Annotated in this window: 22 protein-coding genes; 10 read left to right on the forward strand and 12 right to left on the reverse strand. The window is 62.8% G+C overall.

The window, feature by feature from the left end; translation table 11 throughout:
* Positions 1-89: 89 nt before the first annotated feature.
* Genes mksB through mksF form a run of 3 tightly spaced genes read left to right on the forward strand, consistent with a single transcriptional unit; the run spans position 90 to position 4,892 of the window.
* On the forward strand, positions 90-1,367 hold the full coding sequence (gene mksB / locus APH28_RS21405; protein WP_060512522.1) for an Mks condensin complex protein MksB: 1,278 nt from the start codon (positions 90-92) through the stop codon (positions 1,365-1,367).
* Positions 1,357-2,064, forward strand: a complete 708-nt coding sequence (gene mksE / locus APH28_RS21410) for an Mks condensin complex protein MksE (RefSeq protein WP_060512523.1) — start codon at positions 1,357-1,359, stop codon at positions 2,062-2,064. The genes mksB and mksE overlap by 11 nt, the downstream gene beginning before the upstream one ends.
* Positions 2,061-4,892 (forward strand): Mks condensin complex protein MksF, encoded by a 2,832-nt coding sequence (mksF, locus tag APH28_RS21415; protein ID WP_060512524.1) that lies wholly within the window; start codon positions 2,061-2,063, stop codon positions 4,890-4,892. Before mksE ends, mksF begins: the two co-directional genes overlap by 4 nt.
* Before the next feature lie 117 nt (positions 4,893-5,009).
* On the opposite strand, the gene APH28_RS21420 is transcribed toward mksF, so the two are convergent.
* The 5 genes from APH28_RS21420 to rplU all read right to left on the reverse strand — a co-directional run bounded on the left by APH28_RS21420 (position 5,010) and on the right by rplU (position 8,700).
* Complete coding sequence (locus APH28_RS21420) at positions 5,010-5,471, reverse strand: CreA family protein (protein ID WP_060512525.1); 462 nt, start codon at positions 5,469-5,471, stop codon at positions 5,010-5,012.
* Positions 5,468-6,586 (reverse strand): glutamate 5-kinase, encoded by a 1,119-nt coding sequence (gene proB, locus APH28_RS21425; protein WP_060512526.1) that lies wholly within the window; start codon positions 6,584-6,586, stop codon positions 5,468-5,470. The genes APH28_RS21420 and proB overlap by 4 nt, the downstream gene beginning before the upstream one ends.
* Before the next feature lie 85 nt (positions 6,587-6,671).
* Positions 6,672-7,901: an Obg family GTPase CgtA gene (gene cgtA / locus APH28_RS21430; RefSeq protein WP_060512527.1), complete on the reverse strand. Its 1,230-nt coding sequence runs from the start codon at positions 7,899-7,901 to the stop codon at positions 6,672-6,674.
* Between the two features lie 188 nt (positions 7,902-8,089).
* The gene (rpmA, locus tag APH28_RS21435) at positions 8,090-8,347 is read right to left on the reverse strand and encodes a 50S ribosomal protein L27 (RefSeq protein WP_003247464.1); all 258 of its coding nucleotides are present in this window, start codon (positions 8,345-8,347) and stop codon (positions 8,090-8,092) included.
* 38 nt (positions 8,348-8,385) lie between these two features.
* A complete protein-coding gene (rplU, locus tag APH28_RS21440; protein WP_060512528.1) occupies positions 8,386-8,700 on the reverse strand; it encodes a 50S ribosomal protein L21 in 315 nt (104 codons plus the stop codon).
* Positions 8,701-8,944: 244 nt separating this feature from the next.
* Here rplU and APH28_RS21445 point away from each other — a divergent pair, with 244 nt between their 5' ends.
* The 3 genes from APH28_RS21445 to APH28_RS21455 all read left to right on the forward strand — a co-directional run bounded on the left by APH28_RS21445 (position 8,945) and on the right by APH28_RS21455 (position 10,725).
* Positions 8,945-9,913 carry a polyprenyl synthetase family protein gene (locus APH28_RS21445; RefSeq protein WP_027918268.1) on the forward strand — a complete coding sequence of 323 codons (969 nt, stop codon included), beginning with the start codon at positions 8,945-8,947 and terminating at the stop codon, positions 9,911-9,913.
* Between the two features lie 143 nt (positions 9,914-10,056).
* Entirely contained in the window at positions 10,057-10,398 is a 342-nt protein-coding gene (locus APH28_RS21450) for a zinc ribbon domain-containing protein YjdM (RefSeq protein ID WP_060512529.1), read from the forward strand.
* An 81-nt stretch (positions 10,399-10,479) separates the two neighbouring features.
* A complete protein-coding gene (locus APH28_RS21455) occupies positions 10,480-10,725 on the forward strand; it encodes a hypothetical protein (protein ID WP_060512530.1) in 246 nt (81 codons plus the stop codon).
* Positions 10,726-10,751: 26 nt separating this feature from the next.
* Here the strand turns inward: APH28_RS21455 and APH28_RS21460 are convergent, their stop codons facing one another.
* From APH28_RS21460 to APH28_RS21480, 5 genes are all read right to left on the reverse strand, one after another.
* On the reverse strand, positions 10,752-11,369 hold the full coding sequence (locus APH28_RS21460) for an FKBP-type peptidyl-prolyl cis-trans isomerase (protein WP_060512531.1): 618 nt from the start codon (positions 11,367-11,369) through the stop codon (positions 10,752-10,754).
* Positions 11,370-11,455: 86 nt separating this feature from the next.
* Positions 11,456-11,761 (reverse strand): DUF6482 family protein, encoded by a 306-nt coding sequence (locus tag APH28_RS21465; protein WP_060512532.1) that lies wholly within the window; start codon positions 11,759-11,761, stop codon positions 11,456-11,458.
* A gap of 128 nt (positions 11,762-11,889) precedes the next feature.
* Positions 11,890-12,378 (reverse strand): TIGR00645 family protein, encoded by a 489-nt coding sequence (locus APH28_RS21470; protein ID WP_003247486.1) that lies wholly within the window; start codon positions 12,376-12,378, stop codon positions 11,890-11,892.
* Positions 12,379-12,485: 107 nt separating this feature from the next.
* Positions 12,486-12,824: a hypothetical protein gene (locus APH28_RS21475; protein ID WP_060512545.1), complete on the reverse strand. Its 339-nt coding sequence runs from the start codon at positions 12,822-12,824 to the stop codon at positions 12,486-12,488.
* A 161-nt stretch (positions 12,825-12,985) separates the two neighbouring features.
* Positions 12,986-15,424 carry a Lon protease family protein gene (locus APH28_RS21480; protein ID WP_060512533.1) on the reverse strand — a complete coding sequence of 813 codons (2,439 nt, stop codon included), beginning with the start codon at positions 15,422-15,424 and terminating at the stop codon, positions 12,986-12,988.
* A gap of 252 nt (positions 15,425-15,676) precedes the next feature.
* Between APH28_RS21480 and APH28_RS21485 the strand changes: the two genes are divergently transcribed.
* The 4 genes from APH28_RS21485 to APH28_RS21500 all read left to right on the forward strand — a co-directional run bounded on the left by APH28_RS21485 (position 15,677) and on the right by APH28_RS21500 (position 19,157).
* A complete protein-coding gene (locus tag APH28_RS21485) occupies positions 15,677-16,165 on the forward strand; it encodes a DUF3015 domain-containing protein (RefSeq protein ID WP_060512534.1) in 489 nt (162 codons plus the stop codon).
* A 75-nt stretch (positions 16,166-16,240) separates the two neighbouring features.
* Complete coding sequence (locus APH28_RS21490) at positions 16,241-18,094, forward strand: DUF4105 domain-containing protein (RefSeq protein WP_060512535.1); 1,854 nt, start codon at positions 16,241-16,243, stop codon at positions 18,092-18,094.
* A gap of 146 nt (positions 18,095-18,240) precedes the next feature.
* Complete coding sequence (locus tag APH28_RS21495; RefSeq protein WP_060512536.1) at positions 18,241-18,597, forward strand: hypothetical protein; 357 nt, start codon at positions 18,241-18,243, stop codon at positions 18,595-18,597.
* 68 nt (positions 18,598-18,665) lie between these two features.
* Positions 18,666-19,157 (forward strand): GreA/GreB family elongation factor, encoded by a 492-nt coding sequence (locus APH28_RS21500; protein WP_060512537.1) that lies wholly within the window; start codon positions 18,666-18,668, stop codon positions 19,155-19,157.
* Between the two features lie 38 nt (positions 19,158-19,195).
* On the opposite strand, the gene gdhA is transcribed toward APH28_RS21500, so the two are convergent.
* Both gdhA and ettA read right to left on the reverse strand, forming a co-directional pair.
* On the reverse strand, positions 19,196-20,536 hold the full coding sequence (gene gdhA, locus APH28_RS21505; protein WP_060512538.1) for an NADP-specific glutamate dehydrogenase: 1,341 nt from the start codon (positions 20,534-20,536) through the stop codon (positions 19,196-19,198).
* 232 nt (positions 20,537-20,768) lie between these two features.
* Complete coding sequence (gene ettA, locus APH28_RS21510; RefSeq protein ID WP_060512539.1) at positions 20,769-22,436, reverse strand: energy-dependent translational throttle protein EttA; 1,668 nt, start codon at positions 22,434-22,436, stop codon at positions 20,769-20,771.
* Positions 22,437-22,683: the final 247 nt, after the last annotated feature.

The raw sequence follows: 22,683 nt of genomic DNA on the forward strand, positions 1-22,683 counted from the left end.
GTTATCCCCCATTACAGACCAAGGGGTGAAATACTCCCCCCGGTATGCAGTACAATCGCCCCTTTTTACTTGGCAACGAGTAGACGCCAATGATCGAACCAAAGCGCGTCCTGCGCGCCCTAGCTGAACACTGGGCTCTGATCGAGCCACTGTGTGAGCGTTTTGACCAAGGCACCCTGAGCCTGGTCGAGCTGCGCCAGCACATAGGGCGCCAGCAGGTCGAAAGCACGCCGCAGGACATCACCCAACTGCTCGATGTCTGGATCCGCCTGGATATCCTGGTGCCAGTGGCGAAAAGCCCGAACCGTTTCGAGCTCAACGCCCAGATTCACGACTTCCTCGCCTACCTGCGCCGGGAACACCGGCTGGGTCTGTGCCTGGAGATCGAGGCCTACCTGCGCCACCTGGAGCGCCTGGCCGGGCACATCCAGGACGCCTTTGAAAACCGTGACAGCGACGACCTGGCGCGCCAACTGCGCCTGCTCGACATGCGCGTGCGCGACGTTCTCAAGAAGCTCGACAACGACGAGCAGGCGCTGGTCGCCGTGGCCGAACGGGCCAAGACCAGCAACCGCCAGATCCCGTTGCGTCAGCGCTACGCTGAAGTGCTGGCAACCTGGGACGAATACGTCGAACCGATGATCCAGCTGGTCAACGCTGACGGCGCCTTCGAACAAGGCGTGCGCAAGGTCGAGACCGTGTTACTGAAACTGCTCGGCGAACAGGCTCGCCTGGGCCATCTGGTCGACGACGACATGCTGCTGCGCACCCACGCGCGCATTCTGGAAATGCAGACCAACGCCCAGCTGACCCTGCGCCACGCCCGCGAACTGCTGCTGCCGCTGCGTGAAGAAGCGCGCCGGCACAACGCCGTGACCCGCGGCGCCGCGCTGGCGTTGTCGGTGATCCGGCGCAAGGGCATCGATGCCGTGCCGCAAGCCGCCATGCCGCTGTTCACTCGGCCGCAGAGCACGTTCCTTGGCAGTGCCAGCCAGGTCGAGGCTTACGTCTACGCCCTCGCCCGCTTCGAGCCCAAACCGGCCAAGTTCCCTAAGGCGCACAAGACCCAGAAAGGCCCGCTGCCGCGCGCGCCCCGCACGGTCAAAGAGATGCTTGAGCGCTGCGAAGACGCCCTGCCGCTGCCAGACCTGATGGTCTGGCTGCTGGACCAGGAGCCCGAAGGCGCCACCGACGAATTGCTGTACTGGTTCTCGCGCCTGTCGCGGGAGAAGCGCTTCAAGCGCGAACGCCTGGAGCGGCGCGAGTACACCACCCACGAACACCTGGTCAGCCTGCGTTCGTTCGCCCTGACATCCAGCCGCGAAGCGCAACCTGAAACCCACGCGAGCCCAGCCAATGCATCTTGATCTTTCCGAACTGTCCCAGCTCGCGCCGATCTTCCGCGAGCTGTTCAAGGGCTTCCATGTCAGCCGCCGCGACCCTGAAATGTACGCGCAGCTGTCGAACTTCCAGGACCAGTACCGCACCCTGTTCAAGGCCTTGGGCTTCGAGCTGGTGTGTGATACCCGGGGTTTCTACTATTTCGTCCCCGAGCAGGCCGCCGCGCAGGTCAACAAGACCGCCCAGCGCCTGTCGCTGTTCACCTTCATCCTGGTCGAACACCTGGCAGACCAGGGCCGCGACCCAATGGCCGTGCTCGACGGCGGCAGCATCGGCCGTGACGAACTGCCGTCGATGCTCGACAAATACCGCGACCTGTTCCTGCAGGCCGAAGTGCAAACGGTCGATGAGCTTGAAGAAAAGATCATGCGCCGCATGACCCAGCTCGGCTTCGCCCATGAAGAGGGCGGCATCTACCGCTTCCTGCCGCCGATGCACCGCTTCCTCGACGTGTGCCTGTCGGTGCAGCAGGACCGCGATCTGGCCGCCACCCTGCACAGCGACCTGCCACTGCCAGTGCCGGTACTGGTCGTGGAAGAAACGCCCGAACAACTCAACCGCACTGACGACCCGCTCGACCTCAGCCCGTTCGACAGCGAGGAAAGCGAAGAGGATGCGCTGGCCCGGGCCATCCGCGAAGAGCAACAGGAGATTGACGCATGAGCCAGGAACGCTACGGCATCCGCCGCTTCGCACTGCTCAACACCGCCGGCTACAGCCTCGGCCTGTTCCCATTGGAGCACCCGCTGTCGGTGTACGGCGCCAACAACCTGGGTAAGTCGGCGTCGATCAACGCCCTGCAGTTCCCGATCCTGGCGCGCATGTCCGACATGAGCTTCGGCAAGTACAGCCTGGAGCAGTCGCGCCGCTTCTATTTCGCCAGCGACACGTCCTACATTCTCTGCGAACTGAACCTGCCCCACGGCCCGCACGTGATCGGTGTGGTCGGCCGCGGCCCGGGTGGCGGTTTCGGCCACCAGTTCTTTGCCTACAAGGGTGAGCTGGACCTGGCCCACTACCAGAAGAACGACACCTGCCTGCGCCAGAAAGAGCTGTTCACCAACCTCGAACGCCTGGGCCTCAAAGCCTATGAGCTCAAGCCCGATGAACTGCGCCGGCTGCTGGTCGGCGGCCACACTTCGTGCCCGCTGGACCTGACCCTGATCCCGCTGCGCTCGACCAGCGAACAGAGCCTGAAAACCTTCCGCGCCCTGTTCATCAACCTGCTGCACATGCGCGAGATCACCGCGGCGAAGCTTAAGCAGCTATTCCTTGATGCCTTCGAGCACAGCCTGCGCTCGGGCAGCGTCGACTACATCGCCGCCTGCGAAGAAGCCTTCCGCGACGTGCGCCGCATGGAGCAGGACTACAACGCCCTGGTCGCCGCCGGCCCGCTGGTCGAGGCCCTGGCCGGTGGCGTGGCTCAGCGCGACATCCTGCGCGGCAAACTGCATCGCCTTTCACCACTGCTCGACAACCTGCTGGGCACCTGGCAGGAATATGCCATGGCGCGCAAGGAAGAGCTGGTGATCCAGGCCGAGCACTTCCGTGGTGAGCAGGACCGCCTGCAGAACGACCAGCGCGGCGGCACCCAGGAGCTGATGCGCCTGGAGCGTGAAATCACCGGCATCCAGCGCTGGCTTGGCGAGCTGTCGGTGCTCAAGCACCGCTTCGCCCTGGTCGATGACGTCAAGGTCCTGGAACAAGGCCTGCTGGCCGCCAAGGACGCCCACGACGAACTGGCCGGTGCCTTGGCACAATCGCGCCAGTTCAGCGCCGAAGACCTCGACGAGCGGGTGCGCGACCTGGAAAAACGCCTGAAGCAGGTCAAGCAGCAGCTCGACCACGCCGACAACAACAGCTACGCCCGCCTGCGCGAAGAGTTCTCGCAACAGGACGTAGACCGCCTGATGCGCCTGTTCAACGGCGCACTGTTCAGCCTGCCACTGGGCGACCGTGGTATCGAGCTGGATGACAGCGACCTGTGGGTAAAATCCCTGGAAGCGGTGCTCGACGGCTTCAAGGGCGAGCGTTTCGAAGCTCCAGGCTTGTCCATCGACATCTCCAACATCGACCCGCCGGCCCTGCAGGCCCTGGCCGACCGCGCCGCCCTGCGCGACCAGAAGGAGCGTCTGGAGAAAGAGCTCAAGCAGCTCAAGACCCAGCAGCAGGTCGCCGCCGACCGCACCGCCTCCAAGGCACAGACCGAAACCCTGTACCAGGAAGTGCTGGACGCCCAGAAGGCCCTGGAAGACTACCGCCGCAGCGAAACCCTGAGCGCCGAAGAGCCAGAGAAGCTGGAGCAACTGGCGCAGCTGGAAGCCGCCCAGGATGAGCTCAAGCGCTCCAGCGACGCCTTCACCGAGCGCGTCCAGCAGCTGTCGGCCAAACTGCAGCTGGTCGGCCGCCAGATCGGCGACCTGGAAGCCAAGCAGCGCACCCTGGAAGACGCCCTGCGCCGCCGCCAGCTGCTGCCGGCCGACCTACCCTACGGCACGCCGTTCATGGAAGCGGTCGACGACTCCATGGACAACCTGCTGCCGATGCTCAACGACTACCAGGATAGCTGGCAGGCGCTGCAACGGGTCGACAACCAGATCGAGGCGCTGTACGCCCAGGTGCGCCTGAAAGGCGTGGCCAAGTTCGACAGCGAAGACGACATGGAGCGCCGCCTGCAGCTGCTGGTGAACGCCTATGCGCACCGCACCGATGAGGCCCTGACCCTGGCCAAGGCTCGCCGCGCCGCGGTGACCGACATCGCCCGGACCCTGCGCAACATCCGCAGCGACTACGACAGCCTCGAGCACCAGCTGGCCCTGTTCAACCGCGAGATCAACAAGCGCCAGGTGTCCAACCTGGAGAGCTTCCGCGTGGTGCTGGCGCCGAACAAGGAAGCGCTCAAGCACATCGACCAGATCATCCACAGCGCCGGGCAGTACGAGGAAGGCGAAACCCTGTCGGTGTTCGATTTGACCCAGAGCGCCGATCAGGACAACAAGAACGAAGAGGCCAAGGAGTACCTGGCGCGTCTGGTGGCGGCCAACCACAACCAGCTGGGCCTGAAGGACCTGTTCGAACTGGCGTTCGAGATCACCAAGGTCAACGGCCAGCCGATCATCCACGCCGACATCGACGGCGCGGCATCCAACGGCACCACCATGACCATCAAAGCGCTGACCAACATGTACTTGTTGCTGCACCTGATGGACCGTGACCTGGCCGGGCGCATTCGCCTGCCGTACTACCTCGACGAGGCGGCGGACATCGACGAACGCAACCAGGCGGCACTGCTGGAGACCAGCCTGCAGCTGGGCTTCGTGCCGATTCTGGCGAGCGTGAAGCCGCAGGTGTCGGCGCGCGTGGCGATCGACCTGGAAGGTGGCAGCGGGCCGAATGGCATCTACATCGACGAGGCGGACTGGAAGTACATCAGCCGGCTGGATGAGGTGAAAGCGGTTGTGCGTGAGGACCAGGCTGAAGAGCTGGCCTGAGGTAATTGGGGCCGCTTTGCGGCCCATTCGCGGGGCAAGCCCGCTCCTACAGGGTTATGCGTTTTTCTGTAGGAGCGGGCTTGCCCCGCGAATGGGCCAAAGGCCTCCCTCAGGGAATCAATGAGCCCAAGGCAGTATCGGGATAGCCGTCACCGCATTCTGCGGGCTGCCTTCGATCATGCGGTCGCTGTACACCAGATACACCAGCGTATTGCGCTTCTTGTCGAGGAAGCGCACCACCTGCATGGTCTTGAACACCAGCGAGGTGCGTTCCTTGAACACCTCTTCACCGTCCTTCAACTCACCCTTGAAGTTGATCGGCCCGACCTGACGGCAGGCAATCGAAGCCTCCGCCCGATCCTCCGCCAAGCCCAACCCGCCCTTCACGCCACCGGTCTTGGCCCGCGACAGGTAGCAGGTCACACCCTCGACCTTGGGATCATCGAAAGCCTCGACCACGATACGGTCGTTCGGCCCAAGAAACTTGAACACGGTAGACACTTGGCCGATCTCCTCGGCCCCGGCCAGCATCGGCAGGGCAAAGGCTGCCAGGGCGAGCGCCCGCTTGAACAGCTTCATACCAGCACCAGGTTGTCGCGGTGCACCAGCTCCGGCTCGGCGATATAGCCCAGCACGGCCTCGATCTGGTCGGACGGCTGGCCGATGATCTTCTGCGCTTCCAGCGCGCTGTAGTTGGCCAGGCCGCGGGCCACTTCGACGCCATCCGGGCCAACGCAGACCACCATCTCGCCACGGCGGAAGCTGCCCTGCACGGTCTTCACGCCGACCGGCAGCAGGCTCTTGTTCGCCCCGCGCAGCGCCTGCACGGCACCGGCGTCGAGCACCAGGGTGCCGCGGGTCTGCAGGTGGCCAGCCAGCCACTGCTTGCGTGCCGCCAGCATGCCGCGCTCGGGCGACAGCAATGTGCCCAGGCGCTCGCCAGTCTTCAGGCGGTCGAGCACACGCTCGATACGGCCACCGATGATGATGGTGTGGGCACCGGAGCGGGCGGCCAGGCGCGCGGCGCGCAGCTTGGTCTGCATGCCGCCACGGCCCAGCGCACCACCGGTACCACCGGCCACGGCATCGAGCGACGGGTCGTCGGCGCGGGCTTCGTAGATCAGCTGGGCTTCCGGGTTGTTGCGCGGGTCGGCGTCGAACATGCCGTCGCGGTCGGTGAGGATCACCAGCAGGTCGGCTTCCACCAGGTTGGCCACCAGCGCGGCCAGGGTGTCGTTGTCGCCGAAACGGATCTCGTCGGTGACCACGGTGTCGTTCTCGTTGATCACCGGGACCACGCCCAGGTCGACCAGGGTACGCAGGGTGCTGCGGGCGTTCAGGTAGCGCTTGCGGTCGGACAGGTCATCGTGGGTCAGGAGGATCTGCGCGGTGTGCTTGCCGTGCTCGCCGAAGCTCGTTTCCCAGGCCTGCACCAGGCGCATCTGACCGATCGAGGCAGCCGCCTGCAGCTCATTCATCGCACTCGGTCGCGAAGTCCAGCCCAGCTGGCTCATGCCGGCAGCCACGGCCCCGGAAGAGACCAGTACCAACTCCACGCCTGCTTCACGCAGCGCGACCATCTGCTCGACCCATACGGCCATGGCGCCGCGGTCGAGGCCCTTGCCATCGGCGGTCAGCAGGGCACTGCCAATCTTCACGACCCAGCGCTTGGCGCCCGTCACCTTGCTTCGCATCTTCTTCCAACCTATGTCGAATCTGTAGATACCGTGGATACAAAAACGCCGCTCCTGAGAGCGGCGTTTAGTGTACTGCAACCGATCAGTCGCGCACGTAAATGATTTCCGGGCCGTCTTCGTCGTCCTCGAAATCATCGTCCCAGGCATCGTCGTCGTCGCCGATGTCGTGCACGCTCTTGACGCCAGTGCGACGCAGGGTACGGGCGTCGTCCAAGGCCTGCAGCTGAGCGCGGGCTTCGTCTTCGATGCGCTGGTCGAGGTCAGCCAGCTCTTCGGCGTAGGCCGGGTCGTTGGCCAGGCGGTCGGCGCGGTCTTCGAGGTAGCGCATCAGGTCGTGGCTGAGCTTGTCGGTGCCCTGCTTGGAGATGGCCGAGATCACGTAGACCGGGCCTTCCCACTCGAGGCGATCGATCACTTCCTGAACGCGCTCGTCGCGCTCGTCGTCCATGACCATGTCCGACTTGTTCAGCACCAGCCAACGCTCACGCTCGGCCAGCGACGGGCTGAAGCGGGTCAGCTCGTTGACGATCACTTCGGCGGCATCGGCCGGGCTGCTTTCGTCCAGCGGCGCGATGTCCACCAGGTGCAGCAGCACGCGGGTACGCGCCAGGTGCTTGAGGAAGCGGATACCCAGGCCGGCACCGTCGGAAGCGCCTTCGATCAGGCCGGGGATGTCGGCAATGACGAAGCTCTTCCAGCGGTCGACGCTGACCACGCCCAGGTTGGGTACCAGGGTGGTGAATGGGTAGTCGGCGACTTTCGGCTTGGCGGCCGAAACCGAACGGATGAAGGTGCTCTTGCCGGCGTTCGGCAGGCCCAGCAGGCCGACGTCGGCCAATACCTTCATTTCCATCTTCAGGTCGCGCTGCTCACCCGGCTTGCCTGGGGTGGTCTGGCGCGGCGCACGGTTGGTGCTCGACTTGAAGCGGGTGTTGCCCAGGCCGTGCCAGCCGCCCTGGGCGACCATCAGCTTCTGGCCGGGGGTGATCAGGTCGCCGATCACTTCCTGGGTCGAGGCGTCGATCACCGTGGTGCCGACTGGCACGCGCAGGAACAGGTCTTCACCCTTCTTGCCGGTGCAGTCGGTGCTGCCACCGTTGGAGCCGCGCTGGGCTTCGTGGTGACGGGTGTAGCGGTAGTCGACCAGGGTGTTGAGGTTTTCGTCGGCCACCATGTACACCGAACCACCGTCACCACCGTCGCCACCGTTGGGGCCGCCGTTCTCGATGAACTTCTCGCGGCGGAAGCTCATGCAACCGTTACCGCCGTCACCGGCTTTGACCCGAATGGATACTTCGTCAACAAACTTCATTGAAAACCGCCTCTCGCCTGCGGGCGAGTTGAATACTGAAAAACCTGAGGCTCTTGCAAAAATGAGCGCGGCGGCCCCGTACGACCGTAGAAACCCACGCCGGCAGCCCAAACAAACAGCTTTGCAAGAGGCTCACCACAAACGAAAAAGCCCCGTCGCATGACGGGGCTTCTGGAGCGACGTCGCGATTAGGCGGCGACGATGCTCACGTAACGGCGCATGAACTCGCCTTTCTTCTCGAACTTGATCACGCCTTCGATCTTGGCGAACAAGGTGTGATCCTTGCCCATGCCAACGCCGTAGCCAGCGTGGAATTCGGTGCCGCGCTGACGGACGATGATGTTGCCTGGCTTGATAACCTGGCCGCCATACATCTTCACGCCAAGGCGTTTCGATTCTGAGTCGCGACCGTTACGAGTACTACCACCAGCCTTCTTGTGAGCCATGGTTCAATTCTCCAAATAAATTCAGGGGACCGAGGCGATTAAGCCTGGATACCGGTGATTTTGATCTCGGTGAACCACTGGCGGTGGCCCATACGCTTCATGTGGTGCTTACGACGACGGAACTTGATGATGCGAACCTTGTCGTGACGGCCTTGCGAAATGACTTCAGCAACGACTTTAGCGCCGGCAACGACTGGTGCGCCGATGGTGACTTCTTCACCGTTGGCAACCAGCAGAACGCGATCGAAGGTCACGGATTCGCCAGTGGCGACTTCCAGTTTTTCGATCTTGAGGAATTCACCTTCAGCGACTTTGTACTGCTTGCCGCCGGTAACGATTACTGCGTAAGACATGGTATTTCTCCGATAATCCTGCTCACCCAGCGCTTTATAGGATAAGTATTGGCTGGCATGGCTGCATGGGGCTGGAACGGCCCTGTGCAATTGCGTAAGGCAGGTGCTGCCCAGGAAGTTAGGGTGCGCGATTGTACGCAACCCGGGTTTTGCTTGCAAGTCCCGCCCCCGGGCGGCGGGCACCGCGCCTTGACACACCGGGACCCGCGACCTAGCATGCCGCGCAACCTCACTGGAGCAGCCGATGCAACCCCAAACCTTCTACCGCGCGGTAGCTGAAGATTTCAGCGCCGTCGACGAGATCATCAAGAAGCAGCTGACCTCGCGCGTGCCGCTGGTATCGAAGATCGGCGACTATATCACGTCGGCCGGTGGCAAGCGCCTGCGCCCGCTGCTGGTGCTGCTGTGCGGCAAGGCCCTGGGCCGTGAAGGCGCCGACTTGCGCCTGCTGGCCGCGACCATCGAGTTCCTGCACACCGCTACCCTGCTGCACGACGACGTGGTCGACATGTCCGGCATGCGCCGTGGCCGTTCCACCGCCAATGCCCTGTGGGGCAACGCGCCGAGCGTGCTGGTGGGCGACTTCCTCTATTCGCGCTCGTTCGAGATGATGGTCGAACTGGGCTCGATGCCGGTCATGCAGATCCTCTCCAAGGCCACCCGGGTGATCGCCGAGGGCGAAGTGCTGCAGCTGTCGCGGGTGCGCGATGCCAGCACCACCGAAGAGGTCTACATGGACGTCATCCGCGGCAAGACCGCGATGCTGTTCGAAGCCTCGACCCACAGTGCCGCAGCACTGGCCGAAGCCAGCGAAGAGCAGCGCGAAGCCCTGCGCACCTTCGGTGACCACCTGGGCGTAGCCTTCCAGCTGGTCGACGACCTGCTCGACTACGAAGGCGATGCCGAAGCCCTGGGCAAGAACGTCGGCGATGACCTGGCCGAAGGCAAGCCGACCCTGCCACTGATCTACACCATGCGCGAAGGCACGCCGGAGCAGGCTGCACTGGTGCGCAAGGCGATCCAGAAGGGTGGCCTGGAAGATCTGGAGCAGATTCGCGAAGCCGTCGAAGCGTCGGGCGCACTGAAGTACACCGCCGAACTGGCGCGTGACTACGTCAAGCGTGCCATCGCGTGCCTGGAAGTGCTGCCAGCCAGCGAATACCGGGATGCGCTGGTCGAGCTCAGCGAGTTTGCTGTCGCGCGTACTCACTGACAGACCTGTCGCCTTCTTCGCGGGCCAGCCCGCTCCTGCAGGAGCGCGCTGGCCCGCCTTGCATTTGTCCGGACAAAAATACTTCTCCCGCTAGACCTTATACAATATGGGCCTTTAACCGCCTGTCTGTTTAAGGAACCGAAGTGAGTACTCTGCCGCCCTGCCCCAAATGCAACTCCGAATACACCTACGAGGATGGCACCCAGCTGGTCTGCCCCGAGTGCGCCCACGAGTGGTCCGCCAATGGCGAAACCGAAACCGCCAGCGATGACGTAGTGAAGAAGGATTCGGTCGGCAACGTCCTGCAGGACGGCGACACCGTTACCGTGATCAAGGACCTCAAGGTCAAGGGCTCGTCCCTGGTGGTCAAGGTCGGCACCAAGGTCAAGAACATCCGTCTGTGCGACGGCGACCACGACATCGACTGCAAGATCGACGGCATCGGCGCGATGAAGCTGAAGTCGGAATTCGTGCGCAAGGTCTGATTACAAAATCCGCCATTTGGCGCTTGCTATTCTGATAATAAGAATTATTCTCATTGGAACCGCTTTCCAAGGAGAATAGCCATGACTTATCTGATCGACGCCTGGCTGGACCGCCCCCACCCTTATCTGCGCATCCTTCACCGGGAAACCGGTGAGGTGTGTGCAGTGCTCGAAGAAGAAGCACTGGACGAGCTGCGCGACCAGGGAGACCTGGACCTGTACGGGCTGAATTCGAGTGAACCGGTGGTGCTCAAGGAACTGGTGCGGAACTTGTTTCTGTTCTGCTATGCACGGGCGTTGCGCCCAGGGGGAACAGACTGGAATTGAGGCCGGCAGCGCCGGCCTCAACGGCATTACAGAACGTCGAGCAGTTCGACGTCGAACACCAGGGTGCTGTGCGGCGGAATGCTGCCGACGCCTTGGGCGCCGTAGGCCAGCTCGCTCGGCACGTACAGGCGCCATTTGCTGCCAGCGTTCATCAGCTGCAGGGCTTCGGTCCAGCCAGCGATCACGCCGCCAACCGGGAATTCAGCCGGCTGACCACGATCGTACGAGCTGTCGAACACGGTGCCGTCGATCAGGGTGCCGTGGTAGTGGGTGCGCACGTTGCTTTCGCGGGTCGGCTTGGCGCCTTCACCTGCGGTCAGCACTTCAAACTGCAGGCCCGAGGCCAGGGTGGTGATACCGTCACGCTTGGCGTTTTCGGCCAGGAATTCCTTGCCAGCGGCAGCGGCAGCTTCTGCCTTGGCAGCAGCTTCGGCTTGCATCAGCTCACGGATGACTTTGAAGCTGGCCGACAGATCGGCTTCGCTGACGCGGCTTTCGGCGCCGTTGAAGGCGTCGGTCAGGCCGGCCAGGATGGCTTCCAGGTTAACGCCTGGTGGCGGGTTGTCACGCAGCTGGCCGCCCAGCTGGCGGCCGATGCCGTAGCTGACGCGCGTTTCGTCGGTGGACAGGTTGAGTTCGGACATTTGTCGTGCTCCACGGCAGGGCGCAGTGCAGCCGCGCCCTTGATGAAAAGGGCGAGCAGCCTAGCACACTGGGGCGCCGCGAGCAGCTACCAGGCCGAACGCTGGGAAATCGGCACTTTCAAGTCTTCTTCAGGGTGCGTGCCCATGCCGCACATTTCATCCTGCACCGACCAGTGCACGAGGTTCATCGATACCATCGGGATGGTTTTCAGCAGCTTTCGCGCATCTTCCACCGAGTGCACGCGCAATCGCTCACCTCGAGTATCGGACAGGGGGTGGGAATGGCCTTTGACCCGGGCCTGGAGGAGGTAATCGCCGCCTTCAATGGCGATCAGGTTCAGTTCGTCGACATGGCCGGCCCTGGCTTCGGTGTTGAGCTGATGCAGGTTCATGAGAGCACCTCGCTTTGGGAACCACACATGAGTGCTCATTTTTTGTACGAAGCGGCAAAAAGCACAAGCCAGAAACGCCACCGCCCGTCCGTTTTGCAACGATCGGGCGGTGTGAGCGGCAACCAGACTTAGTGCTTGGTCAGCTTGTCCAGGTAGCCCATGCAGAAGGCCGAGACCACGAAGGTCATGTGGATGATCACATACCACATCAGGTAGTCGGTGGAGATGTTCTGCGCATCCATGAACACCCGCAGCAGGTGGATGGAAGAGATCGCCACGATCGACGCGGCAACCTTCATCTTCAGCGACGAAGAGTCCATCTTGCCCAGCCAGTTGAGCTTCTCCTTGCTTTCGTCGATGTCCAGCTGCGACACGAAGTTCTCGTAGCCGGAAATCATCACCATCACCAGCAGGCCACCAACCAGCGACATGTCGATCAGCGACAGGATGACCAGGATCAGGTCGGCTTCACTGAGGGCGAAGACGTTGGGCAGGACGTGGACAACTTCCTGGAAGAACTTCAGCGCCAGGGCCAGCAGGCCGAGGGACAGGCCGAAGTAGATGGGGGCGAGCAGCCAGCGCGAGGCATACATCGCGTTTTCGAGAATACGTTCCATGGAGGGTTTTGAACTCGTCAGGTGACTGGAAATCGGCCGCGAGTATAGCCAGCCACCTGTGACAGCAAAAGCCTGCGGCCAGATGCCGCAGCGTTCGGTATGTGTGCTCAGGTTTCAGGATGGAACTGATAGTCCCCCAGGTTCCGGCAGCGCTCGCCGTTGATCCGCCGCAACTGAGCCTGCAGGTGCAGGCACCAGATCTGTGGATCTTCGGCCACTTGGTACCCGTGCAGGGTCAGGCTGTCGACGATGGCACTGAGCACGGATTCAGCCACCATCGGCCCATGGAACGGCCCCTGGGCCTTGATCGCCGAGGGTTGCTCACCGGCCATGCCGGCAGCGAACAGCAAGGTCCACATGCCGTTGTCGCCGGCCAGCGGACGAATGCTGCATTCAATGCGGGTCACCAGGCCAAGGCACTGGCGAGTAAGGCTGAGGTTGCGCATGGCCGCGTCCCCCTCGAATGAGCCCTGTTCAGCCTGAAACCAGGCTGTTTCCATCCTGAACCCTGACACCGTCCTTAAGTTCCAGCATAGAAGAACGGCACAGAAAGATGGAAAACCGGCGCTGAACGGTAGCACATGGCCGCCAGCGCCGATTTATTGACTCAGGCCGGTTTAGCCTGGGCAATCACCTCTTCCAGGCGCTCCTTTTCTGCCTTCTCTATCTCTTCCTCGCTGATCATCTCAGCGATCTCGCTCAAACGCTCGACCACGCGGGCATTGACGCTGCCTTCGGTAAATACGCCTTCATCGTTGAGCTCGCCAGCATCTTCGCCGACCAGCAGGCTCAACGCTTCATCGGCCTGGCTGACCGCATAGACGTGGAACATGCCGTTCTCCACCGCCTGCAGCACGCGCTCGTCGAGCATCAGCGTGGCGACGTTGGCGCGCGGGATGATCACCCCCTGCTCGCCGGTCAGGCCACGTGCCTCGCAGAGGCGGAAGAAGCCTTCGATTTTTTCGTTGACCCCACCCACTGCCTGCACTTCACCGAACTGGTTGATCGAGCCGGTGATGGCGAAGCACTGCTTGAGCGGCGTGCGCGACAACGCCGAAATCAGCGTGCACGCTTCGCCCAGCGAGGCACTGTCGCCATCGACATAGCCATAGGACTGCTCCAGGGCGATGCTCGCGGAAATCGCCAGGGGGAATTCCTGGGCATAGCGGCTGCCCAAGTAACCGGTGAGGATCATCACCCCCTTGGAGTGGATCGGCTGGCCGAGGTTGACCTCGCGTTCGATGTCGACGATGCCGCTGCCACCCGGGTAGACGGTGGCGGAGATGCGCGCCGGCATGCCGAACGCCGAGTCGCCGACTTCCAGCACGGTCAGGCCGTTGCACTTGCCGATGGCCGCGCCTTCAGTGTCGATCAGGATGATGCCGGCGAGCATGTCGTCGAGCACCCGCTGCGAGACCCGCCCGGTACGGGTGGCCTTGGCCTTGAGCGCACGTTCGATGTGCCCGGCGTCGGTCATCTCGTCACTGGCCAGCTGGCGGATGAAATCGGCCTCGCTGACCAGCTGGAACAGGTCACCGATGCGTGCCGACAGGCGCGACTGATTTTCCGCCAGGCGGGCGCTGTAGGTGGCCAGGCGCGCCACCGCGTCGCTGGTCAGCGGCGCCATGCCTTCTTCGTTGGTGCGGGTGCGCAACAGCTGGGCGAACTGCTCGAGGTTTTCGTCGACCATCGGCATGTCTTCGTCGAAGTCGACCAGCACGCGGAACATCTCCTGGAAGTCCGAATCGTGGTCCTGCAGCGCGTAGTACAGCTGTCGCGAGCCGATGATGATCAGTTTGATGTTCAGCGGGATCATTTGCGGCTGCAGGCTGACCGTGGCCACGCGGCCCAGCTCGCCGATGGGCGACTCCATCTTCAGCTTGCGCGACTGCAGGGCACGCTTGAGGGCGTCCCAGACGAACGGCTCACCGAGCATCTTCTCGGCTTCGAGAATCAGGAAGCCGCCGTTGGCGCGGTGCAGCGCGCCCGGGCGCAGCTGGCGGTACGAGGTGTACAGCGCCCCCTGATCGGTGCTGTATTCGATGCGGCCGAACAGGTTGTCGTAGGTCGGGTGCGGCTCGAACACCACCGGCGCACCGCCGTCAGCGTGGTGGCCGACCACCAGGCTCGGCGCGTACTGCTCTTCGAGCAGCTTGCGCGCAGCCGCGTCGGTCTTGCTGTCTTCAACCAGCTGCTCGACCACGGTACGCAGCAGGTTCAGCTGCACGGACTGCAGGTAGGCGCAGACGGCCGCGTTCTCGGCGTACTTTTCCGACAGCGGCGCCAGCAACGGCTGCAGGGCCAGGGTGATGGTTTCTTCGTTGAGCTGGCGCAGCTGGTTGTTCGACTCGCGTTTCCATTGCGGCAGGCTGGCCAGCTCCTCGTTGAGGCGCTCTTCCAACAGGGCGATGTCTTCGTGGAACTGCTCGCGGACCTCTTCAGGCAATTGGGCGAATTCAGCTTCGTCCAGCGCCTTGCCGTCGGCCATCGGGGTGAAGGCGACGTTGCTGGCATCGCGGTACAGGGCCACGTCCTTTTCCAGCGAGGCACGCTCGATCACATCCAGCGCACGGTCGTAACGCTGGTTGAAGGCGCGGTCGATGGCGCCCTTCTTCTGCTGATAGGACGGGTGCTCGAACACCGCCGGGAAGGTGGCCAGCAGGTTGTCGATCAAACCGCCCATGTCGCTGATGAACTCTGCCGCGCTGCCTGAAGGCAGCTCCAAAGCACGGGGCTCACGGGTGTCGTCGAAATGGTTGACGTAGAGCCAGTCGGCCGGGGTCTGCTGACGCTTGCCCTCGGCCTTGAGGTAGCGCTTGACGAACGAGAAACGGCCGGTGCCGGGCTCGCCCATCACGTATACGTTGTAGCCAGGGCGCGGCATGGCCACGCCGAACTGCAGGGCCTCGACAGCACGCTCCTGGCCCAGGACTCCGCGAAACGGCTCCAGATCGTCGGTATTGGTAAAGGCAAACTGCTCGGGGGAGAAACGCCGGGTCAGGGCTTCAGGCGCGAGACGCAGGCGCGCAGCGACAGGATCGGGCATTGGGTTTCCTTACTTCGGCGGGGCAGATACGCAGCATTCTGGCGCTGCCCGCGCGCGCCTTGCAAGGGACCCGGGGACTTTATGTCGCAGCTGCGACGCTGTCATGCACGAGCAAATTTTTCGCAATCAACAACGCAACCTTTAGATCATGCCTAAACTCCAAGCTGCGCGGGTGGGTGAAATGCTTTCCCGACCTGGCAACCGCGTTGCCAGACAACCCTGACCTTTGGTTAAGAAAAAGAGAACAAAGCTATGAAACGGATTCTTCTGGGTACTCTGTTCACCGTGGTATCGCTCAACGCCCTCGCCGAAGCGCCGGGCGGCCCGAACTGCGGTTGGGGCAACATGCTGTTCGAAGGCCAACGCGGCACGCCGGCCCACTTCCTGGCCTCCACCACCAACGGCACCTCCGGCAACGCCACCTTCGGCATGACCTCGGGCACCAACGGCTGCTCGACCAAAGCCTCGCTGACCTACGGCGGCAAATCCTGGTTTGCCATGAACGGCATGATGAACGAGCTGTCCGAAGACATGGCCATGGGCCAGGGCGAAGCCCTGACCACCTACGCCGTGGTCCTGGGTGTAGCGCCGGAAGACCGCGGCTACTTCAACTCGGTCACCCACCAGCACTTCAGCCAGATCTTCAGCAGTGCCGACGTGACTGCCGAAACGGTCCACAGCAACACCCTGGCCGTTCTGAAGAGCGACCCACGCCTGGCCAAATACGCAACCGAGGCCTGAGTGCAGCTGCTCCCGCCCCTTCCCCAGGGGCGGGTTTCGCCTTTTTTCGGCATCGTTAAGAAGTAGTTGCCCGACATGCTCAAACGCCTTGCTTCCCTGGCGCTGTTTGCCTGCGCCCCCGTTCATGCCATGCCTGTGCTGGACCCAGGCCGTATCCAGCAACTGGCCAACACGCCTTACTGGATTGCCCTGGGCCACTACGAAACCGCCAAGCTCGGTGGCTGGCGCAGCTACGTGGACGATGACGCTTTCTTCCTCGCCGAGGACGGCGCGCACCACCCTGACCAAGAGCTCAAGGCCACGGTCGAGGCGCTGTACGCCCCTGCCAGCCTGGGTGACAAGCACGCCCAGTGCGTATTCCCCGCGCGCACCCGCTGGCTGCGTGAACAGCTCGGCCTGCAAGGCCTGCCGCAACCGGACTGCCAGGAATTCAAGACCTGGTACAAGTCGATCGACCCGCACAGCGCGGCGCTGATCTTCCCCGCGGCCTACCTGAACAGCCCATCGTCGATGTTCGGCCACACCCTGCTGCGCATCGACCAGTCCAATACCCGCAGCGACGACACCACGCTGCTGAGTTACGCGATCAACTTCGGCGCCTATATCGAAGGCAGCGACAACAGCATCCTGTATGCCTGGAAGGGCCTGATGGGTGGCTACCCGGGCCTGTTCGCGATGATGCCCTATCAGGAAAAGCTCTCCGAGTACCGCAGCCTGGAAAACCGCGACCTGTGGGAATACCAGCTGGACCTGACGCCGGAAGAGACCGGGCGCATGGTCGAACATGTGTGGGAGCTGAAGCAGATCCAGTTCGATTATTTCTTCTTCGACGAAAACTGCTCGTATCGCCTGCTGGAGCTGCTGCAGGTTGCCCGGCCGAGCCTGGACCTGACCTCGCAGTTCCCGCTCACGGCCATCCCCACCGACACGGTGAAGGCGGTGAAGCAGTCTGGCCTGGTCGCCAGCGAAACCTACCGCCCGTCACGCGAACGCGAGCTGCTGGCCCGTGCCGAGCCGCTGGACCACGACGAGAAGCGCCAGGTACTGGCCGTCAGTGCCGATACCGCGCAATTGCAAAGCCCCGAATTCAAAGCCCTGCCCCGTGAGCGCCAGGCGCTGGTGCAGGATGCCGCCTATCGCCTGGAACGCTACCGGGCAAACGGCCAGGAGCGTGACCCTGGCCAGGCCAAACGCAGCTTCGAGCTGCTGCGGGCGATTAACGGCAACCCACCGCCACCCTTGCAGATCGAGCGCCCTGGCTTGCCCGAGGACGGCCACGACTCACGTACCTGGCAACTGGGCGTCGGTTCCCGTGAAGACCGCGCCTACGCCGAATATGGCCTGCGCATGGCCTACCACGACCTGAACGACAACGCTTATGGCTTCCCGTTGGGTGCGCAGATCGAGATCCTGCAGCTCAAGGTGCGCCAGTACGAAGGCAACGACTGGCAGGTGCAACGCCTGGATCTGGCCACCATCCGCTCACTGACGCCGCGCAACGAGCTGCTCAAGCCTTGGTCCTGGCAGGTGGCTGGCGGCCTGGAGCGGGTGCCGGGCAAGCATGACGACGAGGTGCTGGTAAGCCATGTGAATGGCGGCGCCGGCGGCACCTGGCAACTGGCCGATGGCCTGCTGGGCTTTGCCCTGGGCACGGTGCGAGTCGAACACCACAACGACTTCGCCCAGTTCGTCGCCCCGGCAACGGGGTTCAATGGCGGGCTGCTGTGGCGCAACGGGCTGGGCAACATGACGCTGGAGGCCAAGGGCGATTACTTCGCCAATGGCGAGGTGCGGCGCAGCCTGAGCCTGAACCAGCAGTGGGAAATCAGCCAGAACCTGGGGGTGAGGTTGAGTGCTTCGCGTGAGTTCAGCCATCTGGCGACGGCCCAGAATGAGGTGATGCTGGAGTTGAAGTGGTATCACTATTGAGACCGATGAGGGCGCTTCGCGCCCTTTTCGCGACACAAGGCCGTTCCTACAAATGTGATCCAACCGACTCTTTGACACGGTTTTGACAGCTCCCCGACAAATCGCCACCTAGACTTTATGGTATCTCTCCAAAGGTTCAGGTGGTCATGTCGCGGTACTGGTTCGGCTTGTGCATTGCGTTGCTGCTGGCGGGTTGCGAAACCACCCACGATCAGATGGTCAACCACGGTTATCCCCCCGCCTACGCCGACGGTTACCAAGACGGTTGCAGCAGCGGCCGCCAGGCAGCCGGGCTGATGGTTGGCGACTTCAAGAAAGACGTGCCGCGCTACCTGCACGATCATCAGTACGAGACCGGCTGGGACGATGGCTTCCGCCAGTGCCACGCGATGCAAAACAGCGAAGAGCAGCGCCAATACCATGAGCGCTTCTGGGACGAGCGTGACCGCGAGTGGCAGCAGGAGAAAGACGAGGGCGCCGCCCGTGCCTACCGCAGCAAGTAGGTCGTAAACGGACATCCATTGAAACCGCCGGCCTGCCATGCTGGTCTCCAGCAAAAGGAGGCCATTGCATGAGCCGAGCATTCGTCAACGAAGACCAGGCCGCCGCCCAGGCTGACCAGCCAGTGGAGCGGCGCCTCAGCGACCAGCCCAATTACGTCACCGCCAGCGGCCTGCGCCAGCTGCAACAGCGGGTGAACGAACTGAATGCCTTGCGCAGTGAGCTGCAGGCCCAGGCCGAGCGTGGCGACAAGCAGCGCCTGGCCGATACCGAGCGGGACCTGCGCTATTTCAGTGCGCGGGTGCAGAGCGCGCAAGTGGTACCGGCGGCGACATCGCGCAGCAAGGTGCAGATTGGTAGCCGGGTCAGGTTCGCCGATGCACAGGGCCAGGAGCATATGGTGCAGCTGGTGGGCGAGGATGAGGCAGATGCCGGGCGCGGGATGATCAACTGGGGATCGCCGCTGGGGCGGGCATTGCTTGGCGCCGGGCCAGGGGATGAAGTGCTGTGGCGGCGGCCGGCGGGGGATCAGCTGATCGAAGTGGTCGAGATCGACGTTTGAAGCCTAGGGGGCCGCTTCGCGGCCCCAAGGCCCTCGGATCAGACTACGCCTTGCGCCAGCATGGCATCCGCAACTTTCACGAAGCCGGCGATGTTCGCGCCCTTCACATAGTTGACCGTGCCATCCGCCTCTTCACCGTAATGCACGCAAGCATGGTGAATCGACTGCATGATGTTGTGCAGCTTGCTGTCCACCTCACCGGCGGTCCACAGCAGGCGCATGGCGTTCTGCGACATCTCCAGGCCCGACACGGCCACGCCACCGGCGTTGGAGGCCTTGCCCGGTGCGTACAGGATGCCGGCCTCGATGAACAGGTCGACCGCCGCCAGGGTGGTCGGCATGTTGGCACCTTCGGCCACGCAGATGCAGCCATTGTGCAGCAGGGTGCGGGCGTCTTCGATGTCCAGCTCGTTCTGCGTGGCGCATGGCAGGGCGATATCGCACGGCAAGGTCCACGGAGTCTGGCCCTTGCGGAACTCCAGGCCGAACTGGCCAGCCAGCTCGCTGATGCGGCCACGCTTGACGTTCTTCAGCACCATCAGCGCGTCCCACTGGGCGTCGGTCAGGCCGCCTTCGGCGTACAGGGTGCCTTCGGAGTCGGACAGCGAGATCACCTTGCCGCCCAGGTCCATGACCTTGCGCGCCGCATACTGGGCCACGTTACCGGAACCGGAAATGGCCACGCGACGGCCATCGATGCGCAGGTTCTTGCGCTTGAGCATTTCTTCAGCGAAGTACACGCAGCCGTAGCCGGTGGCTTCAGGACGGATCAGGCTGCCGCCGTAGGTCATCCCCTTGCCGGTCAGCACCGAAGTGAACTGGTTGGCCAGGCGCTTGTACTGGCCGAACATGAAGCCGATCTCGCGGGCACCGACACCGATGTCACCGGCCGGCACGTCGCAATCGGCGCCGATGTGGCGGTACAGCTCGCTCATGAAGGCCTGGCAGAAGCGCATGACTTCGGCATCGCTCTTGCCCTTCGGATCGAAGTCCGAGCCACCTTTGCCGCCGCCCATGGGCAGCGAGGTCAGGGAGTTCTTGAAGGTCTGCTCGAAGGCCAGGAACTTGAGCACGCTCAGGTTCACCGACGGGTGGAAGCGCAGGCCGCCCTTGTACGGGCCGATTGCGCTGTTCATCTGGATGCGGTAGCCGCGATTGACCTGAACTTTGCCTTGGTCATCGACCCACGAAACGCGGAACAGCACCGCACGCTCCGGCTCGACGATGCGCTCGAGAATGCCGGACTGCAGGTAGTGTGGGTTGGCTTCGAGGAACGGCCACAGGGTACGCAGCACTTCTTCCACAGCCTGGTGGAATTCCGGCTGGCCCGGGTCGCGTTGCTGCAGGCGTGCAAGGAAATTGTCGACAGATTCGATCATGGTAGACATCTCACCAAGAGGATTGGACTTATTGGTTTTTTCAGGAATGTACCAAGAAGCAATCGCACTGGAACAGGGCAAAATGTCGTTTTTTTGAAATTATTTGGTGCGTTTTATATAAATGTATACAAAACGAGCTTCGCCTGATCGGTAAATCCGGCTCTTTGGCGATATGAGCAGGCACGAAAATGGGGCCACGAGGGGCCCCATTCTTGTGCATCAGAAAACCGGCTTACTGGGCCAGCTTCTTGTGCCGCACACGGTGCGGCTGGGCAGCAGCATCGCCCAGGCGCTTCTTGCGATCGGCTTCGTACTCGGTGTAGTTGCCTTCGAAGAACACCACGTTCGAGTCGTCTTCGTACGCCAGGATGTGAGTGGCCACACGGTCCAGGAACCAACGGTCGTGGGAAATCACGATGGCAGCGCCCGGGAAGTCCAGCAGGGCTTCTTCCAGGGAACGCAGGGTTTCGACGTCGAGGTCGTTGGACGGTTCGTCGAGCAGCAGGACGTTGCCGCCCTCCTTCAGGGTCAGGGCCAGGTGCAGACGGCCACGCTCACCACCGGACAGGTCCTTGACGAACTTCTGCTGGTCGCCGCCCTTGAAGTTGAAGCGGCCAACGTAGGTGCGCGACGGGATCTCGTAGTTGCCGATGCGGATCTGATCGGAACCGTCGGAGATCTGCTGGAACACGGTCTTGGAACCGTCGAGGTCTTCGCGGCTCTGGTCGACGCAGGCCAGTTGCACGGTTTCACCGATCTCGATGCTGCCCGAGTCCGGTTGCTCCTTGCCCATCAGCATGCGGAACAGGGTCGATTTACCGGCACCGTTACCACCGATCACGCCGACGATGGCGCCTTTAGGCATGGCGAACGACAGGTTGTCGATCAGCACGCGATCGCCATAGCCCTTGGTAACGTTCTTGAACTCGATGACCTTGTCACCCAGGCGCGGACCGGCCGGGATGTAGATCTCGTTGGTTTCGCTGCGTTTCTGGAATTCCTGCGACTGCATTTCTTCGAAGCGCTGCAGACGGGCCTTGGATTTGGACTGACGAGCCTTGGCGCCTTTGCGCACCCACTCCAGTTCCTCTTTCATGGCCTTCTCGTGGGCGCTCTGCTGCTTGGATTCCTGCGCCAGACGGTCCGACTTGGCTTCCAGCCAGCCCGAGTAGTTGCCTTCGTACGGGATACCGGCGCCGCGGTCCAGTTCGAGGATCCAGCCGGCGACGTTGTCGAGGAAGTAACGGTCGTGGGTGATCGCTACCACGGTGCCCGGGAAGTCGTGCAGGAAGCGCTCCAGCCAGGCTACCGAGTCGGCGTCCAGGTGGTTGGTCGGTTCGTCGAGCAGCAGCATGTCGGGGGCCGACAGCAGCAGGCGGCACAGGGCCACACGGCGCTTCTCACCACCGGACAGGTGTTCGATGCGCGCGTCCCAGGCCGGCAGGCGCAGGGCGTCAGCGGCGACGTCCAGCTGACGCTCCAGGTTGTGGCCGTCGGCGGCCTGCAGGATGGATTCGAGCTTGGCCTGTTCGGCGGCCAGCTTGTCGAAGTCGGCGTCGGGTTCTGCGTAGGCGGCGTAGACCTCGTCCAGGCGAGCCTGGGCGTCCTTGATCACGCTGACCGCTTCCTCGACCACTTCACGCACGGACTTGTTCGGGTCCAGTTGCGGTTCCTGCGGCAGGTAACCCACGTTGATGTCGGGCATCGGACGGGCTTCGCCGTCGAATTCCTTGTCGACGCCCGCCATGATCCGCAGCAGGGTCGATTTACCGGCACCGTTCAGGCCGAGCACGCCGATCTTGGCGCCTGGGAAGAACGACAGAGAAATATTCTTGAGAATTTCCCGCTTCGGCGGCACGACCTTGCTCAGCCGATGCATGGTGTAGACGTATTGAGCCAAAACCAAGCCCTCTAAATAGGTAAAGACATCGACGATCGCCCCGGCAGTATGGCCAGGGGGATGTGTTTACGGGTGTATTGAACAAAGTCGACCATTCTACGCCAACGCGCGGCGTTGCACAGGGTGGTCGGATGGTGGGGTGGGATCGTTGTGATCCTGGGAGGCTTTTGTTGCCTGTGCCGGCCTCTTCGCGGGCACGCCCGCTCCCACAGAGATGGCACCACATTCATAGGCAGTGGAGATACCT

Source organism: Pseudomonas sp. NBRC 111124 (genome assembly GCF_001320245.1).
GTDB lineage: Bacteria > Pseudomonadota > Gammaproteobacteria > Pseudomonadales > Pseudomonadaceae > Aquipseudomonas.

What these genes read in the sequence shown, in the direction of transcription:
- mksB (WP_060512522.1), top strand. Translation starts at nt 90, where the DNA reads ATGATCGAACCAAAGCGCGTCCTGCGCGCCCTAGCTGAACACTGGGCT.
- mksE (WP_060512523.1), top strand. Translation starts at nt 1,357, where the DNA reads ATGCATCTTGATCTTTCCGAACTGTCCCAGCTCGCGCCGATCTTCCGC.
- mksF (WP_060512524.1), top strand. Translation starts at nt 2,061, where the DNA reads ATGAGCCAGGAACGCTACGGCATCCGCCGCTTCGCACTGCTCAACACC.
- APH28_RS21420 (WP_060512525.1), bottom strand. Translation starts at nt 5,471, where the DNA reads ATGAAGCTGTTCAAGCGGGCGCTCGCCCTGGCAGCCTTTGCCCTGCCG.
- proB (WP_060512526.1), bottom strand. Translation starts at nt 6,586, where the DNA reads ATGCGAAGCAAGGTGACGGGCGCCAAGCGCTGGGTCGTGAAGATTGGC.
- cgtA (WP_060512527.1), bottom strand. Translation starts at nt 7,901, where the DNA reads ATGAAGTTTGTTGACGAAGTATCCATTCGGGTCAAAGCCGGTGACGGC.
- rpmA (WP_003247464.1), bottom strand. Translation starts at nt 8,347, where the DNA reads ATGGCTCACAAGAAGGCTGGTGGTAGTACTCGTAACGGTCGCGACTCA.
- rplU (WP_060512528.1), bottom strand. Translation starts at nt 8,700, where the DNA reads ATGTCTTACGCAGTAATCGTTACCGGCGGCAAGCAGTACAAAGTCGCT.
- APH28_RS21445 (WP_027918268.1), top strand. Translation starts at nt 8,945, where the DNA reads ATGCAACCCCAAACCTTCTACCGCGCGGTAGCTGAAGATTTCAGCGCC.
- APH28_RS21455 (WP_060512530.1), top strand. Translation starts at nt 10,480, where the DNA reads ATGACTTATCTGATCGACGCCTGGCTGGACCGCCCCCACCCTTATCTG.
- APH28_RS21460 (WP_060512531.1), bottom strand. Translation starts at nt 11,369, where the DNA reads ATGTCCGAACTCAACCTGTCCACCGACGAAACGCGCGTCAGCTACGGC.
- APH28_RS21465 (WP_060512532.1), bottom strand. Translation starts at nt 11,761, where the DNA reads ATGAACCTGCATCAGCTCAACACCGAAGCCAGGGCCGGCCATGTCGAC.
- APH28_RS21470 (WP_003247486.1), bottom strand. Translation starts at nt 12,378, where the DNA reads ATGGAACGTATTCTCGAAAACGCGATGTATGCCTCGCGCTGGCTGCTC.
- APH28_RS21475 (WP_060512545.1), bottom strand. Translation starts at nt 12,824, where the DNA reads ATGCGCAACCTCAGCCTTACTCGCCAGTGCCTTGGCCTGGTGACCCGC.
- APH28_RS21480 (WP_060512533.1), bottom strand. Translation starts at nt 15,424, where the DNA reads ATGCCCGATCCTGTCGCTGCGCGCCTGCGTCTCGCGCCTGAAGCCCTG.
- APH28_RS21485 (WP_060512534.1), top strand. Translation starts at nt 15,677, where the DNA reads ATGAAACGGATTCTTCTGGGTACTCTGTTCACCGTGGTATCGCTCAAC.
- APH28_RS21490 (WP_060512535.1), top strand. Translation starts at nt 16,241, where the DNA reads ATGCTCAAACGCCTTGCTTCCCTGGCGCTGTTTGCCTGCGCCCCCGTT.
- APH28_RS21495 (WP_060512536.1), top strand. Translation starts at nt 18,241, where the DNA reads ATGTCGCGGTACTGGTTCGGCTTGTGCATTGCGTTGCTGCTGGCGGGT.
- APH28_RS21500 (WP_060512537.1), top strand. Translation starts at nt 18,666, where the DNA reads ATGAGCCGAGCATTCGTCAACGAAGACCAGGCCGCCGCCCAGGCTGAC.
- gdhA (WP_060512538.1), bottom strand. Translation starts at nt 20,536, where the DNA reads ATGATCGAATCTGTCGACAATTTCCTTGCACGCCTGCAGCAACGCGAC.